The organism is Salegentibacter sediminis, from assembly GCF_002078605.1.
Taxonomy (GTDB): Bacteria; Bacteroidota; Bacteroidia; order Flavobacteriales; family Flavobacteriaceae; genus Salegentibacter; species Salegentibacter sediminis.
This window is the reverse complement of sequence record NZ_MSJR01000002.1, coordinates 265160-278618: the sequence shown is the minus strand read 5'-3', so window position 1 is coordinate 278618 and position 13459 is coordinate 265160. Positions and strand designations below refer to the sequence as shown.

The following is a 13459-nucleotide window of genomic DNA, read 5'->3' as shown; positions in this document are numbered from 1 at the left end:
CAAAAAAAATAATGAGCAAGATAATTGGTTATCCTGGGGCCGGCTTGTTCCCTATCTTTTCTTATGATTCTTTTTATAAAACTCACTGAAAATGAAATGTTTATAAACAAAAATTATTTGATAAAAAATGTAATCCTCTGGATTAGACCCTACTAACATACTAAACCCTGCATTTTAATAGAACTTTTTGATAATTTTAACAAAAAAAGCTGTTCGGAAAATCCGAACAGCCTCTTTTACTACCAACCTAAAGGATGATAATAAAAAACTAACCAGTATATTAGTCACCCCCCGGTTAATCAATAACTGGTTAGTATGTTACGTGAATTTAATTTATCGCCGGGCAAACATTTACCCGCATATCCAAATCAAATCCTAAAGAGTAATCGCCCTCGATAGTCATTGTCGCAGTGCCTACATTCTCGAAATCGAAACATTCTATATAGTCTCCAATAATAACTTCGGTCTCATCAACTAAGTAAGCATCATTAGATATATTCATGGTAATTTCAATAATTACATCCCCGTTAGCATCAACACTTACTCCTACATTTCCTACTACAGTACCATCAACAAGAAATTCGTAAGGAAATTCATCACTCACATTATCCACATTAAAGCTTGTAGTCTCACAGTTACTTGAAGTATCAGGATCTGGTAAACAAGGAACTACCACCACTGCTCCACAGTTTGGATCTGGATTATTAACACAACCTTCAGCTTCATCAGCATCAATAATACCATCACAATCGGCATCTGGTTCCTGGTCTGGATTAGCTAATTCAGGACAGTTATCCAGACTGTCTCTTATTCCATCGCCATCACCATCAGGACAACCATCTGTTGCCACTGTACCAGGAGTTTCAGGACAATCGTCAACTCCATTCAGCACACCGTCATTATCACAATCAGCTTCCGGATCAGTTAAATCACATTCATCACCTCCACCATTATCATCCTCACATCCGAATCTCAAGTGAGCATACTCGGAAGTTGTACCATCATCATTTAAGAGCGACATTATAGCGTTTCGGGTTAAGGTACCATCAAGAACAATATCCGGAGCTTCCCCATAAACATCATCCCAATCTTCCAAAGTAGCTCTCCAGTAGATATAAGGCACATCACCACCCAGATCAGTTGGATTAGGTAGCGCAAAACATAATGGTGCTACTGATGGATCTTCACCATCTGTATTAGGTACAGGATATAATAATTCATTATATAGTAAATCCCCGCTGTCATCGGTTCCCATATATACTTCAAATGAGTAGTAGGCAGGATAATGTCTTCCATTTTCATCGCAATAATTGGCAAACACACAGAATTCAAAAGCCTCTTTTCCAATAATGTCAAAGAACAGGTATCCATATTCGTTAACCATGCGGTCATCAAAACAAAGAACCTCAACATCTACATATTTTTTAACTCCGGCTCCAAGACTTATATCCAAAGGCAGCGCATTATCCACAAAATCCTCTAGATCACCTCCACTTGTGGGAGCAAGCCAGATCATATCTCCGCCTTCATTGAAGACAGCGAAATAAGTAAGGACATAATCCCCCGGAGTCAGTTCAAGATCTGTGGACTCCTGAGTAAACCATACATCTTCCCCATCTTCCTGGATAGGTGTGGGGTGAACATTAACTACTAAAGGTTCTTCCATACTACCTACGTTTTCGTCTCCGGTAAGAACAATTTCGACATATGCAGGTTCATCATCAACACAAGTAGGAATACCTAAATTAGCCTGCTGTCTGCTGTTGTCCACAAGATCATTTAAGACAGTTCCAAAGGATAATGTGGCCTTGGCATCATCTGGTAAAACATCGGTTTCTTCTTTACTACACGAGGTAAATAACATTGCTATTATTGCAATGGCTCCAATGTACTTATTAAAATTTTTCATAATTAAAATATTTAAGAATGGTTATTAAAGTGTTTGGTATTTAAAAAGGGAAAGGCGTATTACACCTTTCCCTTTTTTATTTTAGTCAAATTCATGTAAATCAATCGCTCCACATGCAACAGGTATCCCGGGAACATATTCCCCGTCTACCGTCATTCCATGGATGTTGATAGTTCTATTTTGCAGTTGTCCTAAGGCGGTTAATTCAGCGGGGCTTAGAGTGAATTCTCTGTTATAATTAAGCGATCCCCACATAGAATGAGCCCTTGGCCATTCTCCGTTTTGTTCCTTCAAGTCAAAGATTGGCCCTCCGGAATCATCACAGCTATCACCCTCATGAATATGTTGAGGATGTGTTTTATGCATACCTTTTTCAAGGTTGGTAGCCATAACAGTAGCTCTTAGCATATCATCTTCCAACTTGAAGTAAGCAAAACCAAATACCTCAGATCCGTTTTCAGGATATAAACAGGCTTTATAATGCTTGGCATCATCTCTTGGATCCTGGAAAATAGGAGGTTCATCCCCGGTTTCACAACCTTCGCGGAAGTGCCAGTAATCCAGGTTATCTTCCCCATCAAAGAAGCTTTTTACTTCCTGATCGGTAATACTTCCAACTCTAATTATTTCTTCAGTAACATCTCCATAAGCATCAGAACTTAAAAGTGTTATTTCATAATAGTATTCATCATCCTCACTGGTGTCTGGCAAGGCCATACATAATGGGGTTCCTGCCCAGTCTCCATCGTCATTTAATTCTACGGTATTGCTTAGGTCATCATAAAGCTGAGTACCTTTTTCTCCATCTTCCCATACCCATACATCTACACTAAAGGCAGCAGGATAGTGTCTTCCACTAGGAGGACAGAAGTTTCCGAAAATACAGAACTCAATGGCTTGTTTTCCAATTATGTCGAAGAACAGGTATCCATATTCATTAACCATACGGTTATCAAAACACAGCACTTCTACGTCAACATATTTTTTTACACCGGCTCCCAGACTGATATCCAGCGGAAGTGGATTATCTACAAAATCGGCAAGATCTCCCCCGGAAGTGGGCGCAAGCCAAATCATATCCCCCCCTTCATTGTATACCGCAAAATAGGTTAATACATAATCACCAGGAGTTAACTCAAGGTCCCCAGATTCCTGGGTGAACCATACATCCTGTCCATCTTCTTGAATAGGGGTGGGATGAACATTAATTACCAATGGTTCTTCTTCAGTTCCAATATTCTCATCTCCGGTAAGAATTACCTCAACATAAGCCGGAGCATCATCTACACAGGCAGGAATACCGAGATCGGCCTGTTGTCTACTGGTGGTAACAAGATCGTTAAGAAGTGCCCCAAAGGAAAGAGTTGCTTTCTCGCCTCCGTTCTCGATCAACGGAGTTTCATCCTTACTACAGGAGGTGAAAAGCATCGCGAAAACCGCAAAACCTCCAAGGAATAGTTTAAAGTTTTTCATAATTAAAAAATTAAGGTTAATAAATAATTGAATGGTTAATAAGAATTATTGAGATGGCCGGTTGGCCTTTGATTTTTCAATAATCCCAGTGAGATATGAAGCTGATTAATCTCCGGCTCTCCATTATTCTGTATGGAGAACCGGATATTAATTTTGCTACATTTAAAATTATCTAGTCCATATCCTCATCTCCAGGACAAACATCCAGGTGTACTACCAACCAGAAGTCTCCGTCACCGGAATACTCATCGTCAGTACTCCAGCTATAGTCGTCTTCGAATGCTGGAAGTTCATATCCAAATTGTCCGGGAGCAGTAGAGGTTGGCATATCTTCATCATCGAAGTATATATGACCACCTTCAGCATCTGCGCCATCACATAGATCAATATCTACGGTTACATCATCGCCCTCTACAGTTAAATGAACTACACCTACTAAATAGCCTTTATCAGTGTCATTTTTACCTGCTGCGGCATAAATGTCATACTCATAAGTTCCATCAGCACCGTCGAAGTTAAGGGCCCATCCCCAACGGTTGTTCCCTAGTTCAAGGTCCTGTAGGGTGTAATTACCAACCATAAAGGCAGTTTCACAGGTATCAAGATCTGTTTCACAATCGTCTCCGTTATCATCTTCCAGACAGTCTGGAATTCCATTTTGATTGTCATCGACATTGTCATCCTCATCAGGACATACATCACAGGCATCTCCTACACCATCTTCATCAGTATCGTCCTGATTTTCATTATCTACGAAAGGACAGTTATCACAAACATCTCCAAAGCTATCATCATCAGAATTTAGTTGGTCCGGATTGTAATCATTAGGACAGTTGTCATCATCATTTGGCCAGCCATCATCATCGTCATCATTTGGTGGGGGAGGTGTATCGCCACAGTTGAAACGGATGTGTTCATAATCTACATTGTCATCTCCATCAAAATTAGCTTCAATTTCATTTCGGCTCAGAGATCCGCTTTCAGTAAAGTCTCCAACTGTTCCATATACTTCATCCCAATCAAGCAGGGTTATTTCATAATGGATGTATTCTACATCGTCACCGTATGAAGGAATATTTGGAAGTGCAAAACATAAAGTCTTTGCAGATGGATCATCCCCGGTGGCATCAACATCATTAATCACCCCTGAATAAAGCATTTCATCTTCACCTTCTAACCAGATATCTACTGAGTAACGTGCAGGATAGTGTCGACCGTTATCATCGCAATAATTCGCAAAGAAGCAAAATTCAAAGGCTTCCTTACCAATAATATCAAAGAATAAGTATCCATATTCATTGACCAGACGATCATCAAAACATAGGACTTCAACATCTACGTACTTCTTAACTCCGGCTCCAAGCGAAATATCAATCGGTAAAGGGTTATCTACGAAGTCCTCCAGATCACCTCCTGTAGTAGGGGCTAACCAAATAAGGATATCGTCCTCACTATAAACCGCAAAATAGGTAAGCTCGTAATCTCCTGGAGTTAATTCCAGGTCGGCAGATTCCTCAGTGAAATATACCATTTCCCCATCCTCTTCAATAGGGGTTTCATTTACGGGAATCATTAGAGGATCGGCCATAGTACCCACATTTTCCTCTCCGGTAAGTACTACGTGTACATACGCCGGCACATCTTCACTACACAGGGGAATTAAGTCACCTATTGCCTGTTTATTGGCATTATCCATCAAGTCATTTAAAGCAGAAGCAAACGAAAGCGTCGCTTTTTCCTGATTTTCAACAACCGATGGGTTGTCCTCCTTACTACAGGAGCTAAATAGCATTGCAAAAATTGCAATTGCTGAAAAAAAATACCTAAAGTTTTTCATCATTAAAGATTTTTAGTTAATAATTATTTTAGAATGGTTAATAAATATATAGGTACCCAAAATGGGTGATCTATCAATAATGCATTAAACACAGTTGTTGGGGAAAGTTCACATACAGACAAGATGGAAAGTGGGGTGACTATCTTATCCTAAAATTCTAATATAAAAGTAGAATAATTGTTGCCGGAGTACCATGGGGGAAATCCCGTAATAATGAATTAAATGTAAGAATCAGGCCTTTTGAAAATCAATCAAATTATGATTAATGGCATAGATAATACTTTCAAGAATAGTTTCAGAATTTGTTCTTTTAATAATATTGGAGCGATGCTTCTCTATGGTTTTTGGAGAAATAAATAAGGTGGAAGAAATATCTTTTGTTTTATATCCTTTGATCAATAACTGGATAATCTCTTTTTCTCTTTTAGTGAAGCTAAATTTCGGAATATTACTATTTTCCTTAAAACAAGCCTCCACCAATTCTGAATTTGTCCCGAGCTTGGGATTTACCAACACCTCATCTCCATTAAAATCTATAATCATAATAAAATGATTCCCGTAGTTCTTATTTAGTTTTGAGAAACTTATTTTTGCATCGCGTACCTTATTAGACCTAAGAAGAAGAGCCGTTTTTGTAGATGCTTTCATATGCTTGCCTCTGCCAAAATTACGAAGGGCATTCTTCACCTTAGCTTTATTTTCACATTGTACTAGATCGGTAAGTTTTAATCCCTGGGTTTTCTCGATCCTAAAATGCTGCCGGAAAGAATCATTCATCGCAATAATTTCATCCTGTTGAAGCAATACCACAGGCTTAGCCATTAAATTGAAGAGCCCCATAAAGGAATCTTTCCAAAAATTAGAAAGCGAATTATTCGCGAATACGAGTTTTATGATTTTTCCGCAGAGAGCTGGAACGGTGGGTGAATAGATAAATTCATCAACTACTCTTCTAAAACGACTCTCTACTTCCATCTTCAAACTTTCATCGGCATAAACGATCAGCCAGGCTTTATTGAGAAAATGGGTGGATTTAAAATTGGAGATATTTTTAAAGTTTCTTCCCGATCTATAGGAAGCATAATCAATCAGAATAATATCTGGTAATAAATTGAGGGCCGTATTAAAACCCGTATGTAAGGAAGTAGCCGTATTAACTTCAAAATGTAAACTTAGCCCATCCTTAATGCCCCTCTCGAGTTCGCTCCTGCTGGTAATCAACAGCAGTTGTTTCTTATCTGTAATCATTCCACAATATTTTAGTGTGCCTAAGCACTGGTTAATAAGCATTACTAACTGTTTGGGGCAGTAGTTTACAAACTCGCAATAAATTGGAGTTTAGCTTCCGGGGGGGAATAATTAAGATTTGGGTAAGAAATTTACTATCTCAAATATAGGTGAAATTACCCATTCTTCGGAAATATTTTCTGTAATATTATACTGACAATCAACAAACTATAAGCCTGACTTAGAACCTCTTTTCACAGATTAAGATTGAATTTTATGGAAGCTTAAAGTTTTGTTTAACAAAGCATTTGCATTTAGTGTGGGCAAAAACATTCTTAAAACAGTATTAAATCATTAAAAATATTACGTCTTAATTAACAAGCATCAGAATAAGCTTTCTTTTTAGTTAGCAACACTTTAAGTACCTTTGCCCCCTTGTTTAAAAATATGGCAGAATTCGAAGAATATATAGAAGTTTTAGGGGCCCGGGTCCATAATCTCAAAAACATCGATGTTAGAATACCACGTGAAAAACTGGTGGTAATTACCGGACTTTCAGGTTCCGGGAAATCATCTCTGGCTTTCGATACGATCTATGCTGAAGGACAGCGCCGGTATATCGAAACATTTTCGGCCTATGCCCGGCAGTTCCTGGGAGGCCTAGAACGCCCTGATGTTGATAAAATTGATGGTCTATCCCCTGTTATTGCCATTGAACAAAAAACTACCAGTAAGAATCCCCGAAGTACCGTGGGTACGATTACTGAAATTTATGACTTCCTGCGACTTTTATATGCCCGCGCCGGAGAAGCTTATAGCTATAATACCGGTGAGAAGATGGTTAGCTATACCGATAGCCAGATCAAAGACCTGATCCTGCAGGATTTTAAAGGAAAAAGGGTGAATGTACTGGCCCCGGTGGTAAGATCAAGAAAAGGACACTACCGCGAGCTCTTCGAGCAGATCGCAAAACAGGGTTTCGTAAAAGTACGTACCGATGGTGAGATAAGAGATATCGTAAAAGGAATGAAGCTGGACCGCTACGTAACACACGATATAGAAATTGTAGTAGACCGGCTGAAGATAGACGATAAGACCGAAGCCGATAAACGCCTGGATGAAAGTATAAAAACCGCCATGTACCATGGCGATGATGTGCTAATGATTATGGAGCAGGAAACCGGGGAGTTACGTTTTTTTAGCCGAACACTTATGTGTCCTTCAACCGGCGTATCCTATCCAAATCCTGAACCTAATACATTTTCCTTCAATTCTCCAAAAGGAGCCTGCGATTCCTGTAACGGGATAGGCACCTTATTCAAGGTGAATATCGATAAGATCATCCCAGACCCTAAAAAAAGTATTCAAAATGGTGGTCTTGCACCTCACGGGCCCCAAAAGAAGAACTGGATCTTCTCGCAACTGGAACTTATTGCTGAGAAATATGATTTTAAACTTTCCGATCCTATTAGTAAAATCCCAAAAGAAGCCATGGAGCTCATTCTTTTCGGCGGAAAGGAAAAATTCTCCAAAGAATCCAAAACCCTGGGTATTACACGCGATTTTAAAATCGATTTTGAAGGGGTAGCTACTTTTATTGAAAAGACCTATTATAATAACGACTCTACTTCCCTTAGGCGCTGGGCAAAGGAATATATGGATAAGATAGAGTGCCCTGAGTGCCAGGGGACCCGTTTGAAAAAGGAGTCTCTTTATTTTAAAATTCACGATAAAAATATCGCTGAACTCGCCCAGCTCGATATCAGCGATCTGGCGAAATGGTTTAAAGGCCTGGAGAAGCACCTCAGCACTAAACAAAATCAAATCGCTTCTGAGGTGATAAAAGAAATACGAACCAGAATTCAGTTTCTCGTTGATGTTGGTCTAACCTACCTGGCTCTTAATCGGGGTTCCAAATCGCTTTCGGGCGGGGAAGCTCAGCGTATCAGGCTGGCGACCCAAATAGGTTCCCAGCTCGTAGGAGTGCTCTACATTTTAGATGAACCCAGCATTGGCTTACACCAGCGCGACAATGAAAAACTTATCAATTCCCTGGTTTCTCTACGCGACCTGGGAAATTCTGTTATTGTGGTAGAACACGATAAGGATATGATAGAGCGGGCAGACCATGTTATAGATATTGGCCCTGAAGCCGGAAAACACGGTGGCGAGATAATAAGTGAAGGAACCCCGTCAGAATTAAAAGAACACGATACGCTTACCGCTGCATACCTTAATGGAACCAAAGAAATTAAGGTTCCTTCAAAGAGAAGAAAAGGCAATGGGAAATTTATAGAATTAAAAGGGGCCACCGGAAATAACCTGAAGAAAGTTTCGGTAAAAATTCCGCTGGGAAAAATGGTGGCTGTAACCGGGGTTTCCGGTAGCGGTAAATCTACCCTAATCAATGAAACCCTCTACCCCATTATGAATGCCCATTATTTTAATGGAGTGAAGGTTCCTATGCCCTATTCTTCTATAAAAGGCCTGGACAATATCGATAAGGTAATCGATATCAACCAAACGCCAATTGGAAGAACGCCGCGCTCCAACCCTGCAACTTATACAGGAGTGTTTTCTGAAATTAGAAATCTTTTCGCCAAAACCCCTGAATCGCTTATTCGGGGCTATAAGCCAGGCCGTTTTAGTTTCAACGTCAAAGGAGGTAGGTGTGAGACCTGTAAAGGCGGTGGGCTAAGGGTAATAGAGATGAATTTCCTGCCTGATGTTTATGTGGAATGTGAAACCTGCCAGGGAAAACGCTTTAATCGCGAAACCCTGGAAATTCGGTATAAGGGAAAATCAATTTCAGATGTTCTGGAAATGACCATCAATGAGGCTACACATTTCTTTGAAGCTATTCCCAAAATTTACCGCAAACTAAAGACCATTCAGGATGTAGGTTTAGGCTATATTACCCTGGGGCAGCAAAGCACTACCCTTTCAGGTGGGGAAGCACAACGAATAAAACTGGCAACTGAACTTTCTAAAAGAGATACCGGAAATACCTTTTATATCTTAGACGAACCTACAACAGGTTTGCATTTTGAAGATATAAGGGTGCTTATGGAGGTATTGAATAAATTAACCAATAAAGGGAACACTGTTTTAATTATCGAGCATAATATGGACGTGATTAAAATGGCAGATTATATAATAGATATCGGTCCCGAAGGCGGAAAAAATGGCGGAAAACTTATCGCCAAAGGTACCCCGGAAGAAGTATCCAGATCCGGAAAAGGCTATACCGCCCCCTACCTTAAAAAAGAATTGAATTAAAATATCAAAAATCTAACATGAGAACTAGCTTAAAGAATAAAGCCTGGAATGAAATTAAAACAAACGATTCCTGGGCTATTTTTAAAATAATGGGGGAATTTGTAAACGGTTATGAAAAACTGAGTCAAATTGGGCCCTGTGTTTCCATTTTTGGATCTGCACGAACAAAACCAGATCAGAAATATTACAAACTTGCAGAAAGAATTTCCAAAAAAATCGTAGAAAACGGATATGGCGTAATTACCGGTGGTGGCCCCGGGATTATGGAAGCCGGTAATAAAGGAGCACACCTTGGCGGCGGAACTTCGGTAGGACTTAATATAGACCTGCCTTTTGAGCAACACGATAACCCTTATATCGATAATGACAAAAGCCTTGATTTTGATTACTTCTTTGTTAGAAAGGTAATGTTCGTAAAATACTCCCAGGGCTTTGTAGTAATGCCAGGTGGCTTTGGCACCCTGGACGAGCTTTTTGAAGCAATAACCCTCATCCAGACTCATAAGATCGATAAATTCCCTATAATTTTAGTAGGCACCGAATTTTGGGGTGGCCTGGTAGATTGGGTGAGAAAAACCCTTCTGGATAGCTTTCAAAATATTAGTGAACCCGATATGGATCTGGTTCAGGTGGTGGATACGGAAGATGAGGTTATTGAAATCCTTAACCAGTTCTACGATGAGTATAACTTAAGTCCTAACTTCTAATTAAAATGAGTTTAGGGCTCATAAACTTTGATTATATTTAGCGAAATTCTGTTATACGCTAAATAGCCTTGTTTCCCTTGAAGTATTTTATTTTTTACCTGCTGCTCATTACAGGAATAGGTTTGGGTTTTTCTCAAAACTCTATCACTATAAACGCGCAGTTAAACGACTCCCTGAGAACCTTTGATATTCAGCAGGAGATTGTTTACCAAAACGAAAGTAAAGATACTTTAAGGGAAATTTATTTAAATGACTGGGCCAATGCCTATAGCAGTAAATCTACTCCCCTCGCCCAAAGATTTGCTGAGGAATTTTCCCGGCGCTTTCATTTTTCAAAAGAAATTGAAAGAGGAGGCACCTCCATTAATTCCCTTTCCCAAAAATCCGGGGATTCCCTTTCCTGGAGCAGACCGGAATTGCATCCTGATATTATAAAAGTTGAACTCCCCCAAGCCTTAGCACCGGGAGAGGAATTTGAAATTCATCTTGATTATAAACTCAAAATTCCTTCCGATAAGTTTACCCGGTACGGAGTAGACAATGTTGGAAATTATAAATTAAGATACTGGTACATTAACCTGGCGGTTTACCGGGATGGATGGCAAATTTTTAGTCATCGCAATCTTGACAATCAATTCACAAGTCCGGCTAATCTGAACATCACCCTTAGTATTCCTCAAAACCTTTATATTGCAAGTGCTCTGGCTAAAAGCAATTCCCATACTTCAAAGGGTGTGAAAACCGTAAAGCTTGTAGGACTTCAAAGAACAGAATCTAAACTCTATCTTACAAAAAGTTATCTCTTTGATTCGGAATATGCCCAATCCCATGAAATTTTAACCGATGTTGAAGACGATGGACTCCAGCCGGTAGTTAAAAGTGTTATTCTGGACAGAATAATAAAATTCATTCATGAACGTCTGGGAACTTATCCTCACAGCACCTTATTTGTTACACAGGAGGATTATTTAAACAGTCCGATTTATGGCCTCAACCAGCTCCCGAGTTTTATAAGACCTTTCCCTGATGGTTTCCAATATGATATCAAACAGTTTAAAACCATAACAAACAACCTGCTTAAAAATTCTATTCAGGTGAATCCCAGGGAAGAACAATGGGTGAATGATGCTATTCTGGTTTCTCTTATGATGGATTATGTAGCCAGATATTATCCCAGGATGAAATTAATTGGAAACCTGAGCGATATTATAGGAATTAGATGGTTTCACGCCGCCGATCTGGAATTTAATGATCAGTACCAGTTTCTATATATGAATACGGCAAGACTCAATCTGGACCAACCACTTGCTACATCGCAGGATTCCCTTATAAAATTCAATATAAATATTGCAAACCCCTACAAAGCCGGAGTAGGTGTAAAATACCTGGAAGATTATTTGGATAGCGATGCTATAAAAAGTGCAATTCAGAAGTTTTATAAAGAAAACAGTATGAAGCCGGTTTCAGAAAAAGATTTCAAATCCTATTTGGAGGCGGCTGCGGATAAGGATATCTCCTGGTTTTTTGAGGATTATGTAGCTAAAAATGAAAAAATTGATTTCCGAATAAGTAATCTGGTAAAGACCAGGGATTCGCTGAAAGTAACCGTCCTGAACAAACGTAGAAACGGATTTCCGGTTTCCCTTTACGGCCTTAAAGACGGACAAATTGTTTATAAAACCTGGGTGAATGATTTTAATAAAGAAAAGACCGTAAGCATCCCAAGAAAGGATATAGACAGGCTCGCCCTGAATTATGAAGGAATAATCCCTGAGATTAACCAAAGAGATAACTATAAGCGAGTAACAAAACTTCTTAATAAGCCCCTACAAATCCGACTTCTTCAGGATATTGAAGACCCACGATATACCCAGGTTTTCTTTATGCCAGAATTTGATTATAACCTTTATGACGGAATTTCTATTGGGCCCAAGATGTATAATAAAACCTTTCTGAATAAAAATTTCCAGTTTAGTATTTCTCCCAAATATGGGTTTAACAGTAAAACCATAGTGGGTTCTGCCTCTTTACTCTATAACCAACAATTCGAAAATAAAGAGCTACATTCTATACGCTACGGACTTAGTGGCTCCCGTTTCTCCTATAATTATGGCCTTTTCTACGAGAAATACACTCCTTTTATTGGCTTTTATTTCAGAAATAAATACCTAAGAAACAATGAAAGGCAACGCCTGCTTATAAGAAATGTAAATGTGAGACGGGATAAAAACCCAGCCGTTCCATTGGACAGACCAGATTATAATGTTTTCAACATAAATTACCAGTATAGCAAACCCCATTTGGTAGATTTTCACGGGGCTTCTTTCGATTACCAGCTTGCAGAAAAATTCAGCAAGGTTTCCATGAGCCTTGAATACCGTAAGCTCTTTAAGAACAACCGGCAGATCAACCTGAGGTTCTTCGCAGGGGCATTTTTATATAATGATAGTCAAAAAACCGATTACTTCAGTTTTGCCCTGGATCGGCCTACTGATTACTTGTTTGATTACAATTACTACGGAAGAAGTCAGGGCAGCGGGCTTTTCAGCCAACAAATTATTGTCGCTGAGGGTGGCTTCAAATCTCAATTGCAACCGGAATATGCCAACCAGTGGCTTACCACCGCTAACGCCAGTACAAATTTATGGAAATTCATCTTTGTTTATGCAGATGCAGGTTTGGTGAAAAACCAGTTTGAAAGTGCGAAATTCCTCTATGATTCAGGATTGCGTCTTAGTCTTGTGGACGATTATTTTGAAGTATTTTTTCCGGTTTATTCCAGCTTAGGTTGGGAAGTTGGGAAAGAGAAATATGATCAAAGAATTCGTTTCATCGTCTCCCTGGATATTAATACCCTTATTAAACTCTTCACCCGCCGGTGGTATTAACAAAAATTTATACCATTCAGATATTTTTGGGATTAAGGAAACCAATTATCTGATATTCACTTAAACCGTTAAACACTTCCGTTTTATTTCATAAATAATAATTTAAGTCAAAAAAAATAATTATTTCGTAAAATATTCA

The 13459-nt window shown here is 39.1% G+C and carries 7 protein-coding genes; 3 read left to right on the top strand and 4 right to left on the bottom strand.

From position 1 onward, the window contains the following. Positions 1-328: 328 nt before the first annotated feature. The 4 genes from BUW93_RS05500 to BUW93_RS05485 all read right to left on the bottom strand — a co-directional run bounded on the left by BUW93_RS05500 (position 329) and on the right by BUW93_RS05485 (position 6467). Complete coding sequence (locus BUW93_RS05500; RefSeq protein ID WP_081209969.1) at positions 329-1909, bottom strand: thrombospondin type 3 repeat-containing protein; 1581 nt, start codon at positions 1907-1909, stop codon at positions 329-331. A gap of 81 nt (positions 1910-1990) precedes the next feature. After that, positions 1991-3382: a hypothetical protein gene (locus BUW93_RS05495; protein WP_081209967.1), complete on the bottom strand. Its 1392-nt coding sequence runs from the start codon at positions 3380-3382 to the stop codon at positions 1991-1993. Positions 3383-3554: 172 nt separating this feature from the next. After that, positions 3555-5222: a hypothetical protein gene (locus tag BUW93_RS05490; protein WP_157893286.1), complete on the bottom strand. Its 1668-nt coding sequence runs from the start codon at positions 5220-5222 to the stop codon at positions 3555-3557. Between the two features lie 228 nt (positions 5223-5450). Then, on the bottom strand, positions 5451-6467 hold the full coding sequence (locus BUW93_RS05485; protein ID WP_081209963.1) for a response regulator transcription factor: 1017 nt from the start codon (positions 6465-6467) through the stop codon (positions 5451-5453). Between the two features lie 426 nt (positions 6468-6893). On the opposite strand from BUW93_RS05485, the gene uvrA reads away from it, so the two are divergent. The 3 genes from uvrA (at position 6894) to BUW93_RS05470 (ending at position 13320) form a co-directional block, all read left to right on the top strand. After that, the gene (uvrA, locus tag BUW93_RS05480) at positions 6894-9725 is read left to right on the top strand and encodes an excinuclease ABC subunit UvrA (RefSeq protein WP_081209961.1); all 2832 of its coding nucleotides are present in this window, start codon (positions 6894-6896) and stop codon (positions 9723-9725) included. A 17-nt stretch (positions 9726-9742) separates the two neighbouring features. Then, positions 9743-10432: an LOG family protein gene (locus tag BUW93_RS05475; protein ID WP_081209959.1), complete on the top strand. Its 690-nt coding sequence runs from the start codon at positions 9743-9745 to the stop codon at positions 10430-10432. Between the two features lie 77 nt (positions 10433-10509). After that, positions 10510-13320, top strand: a complete 2811-nt coding sequence (locus tag BUW93_RS05470; RefSeq protein WP_081210233.1) for a gluzincin family metallopeptidase — start codon at positions 10510-10512, stop codon at positions 13318-13320. Positions 13321-13459: the final 139 nt, after the last annotated feature.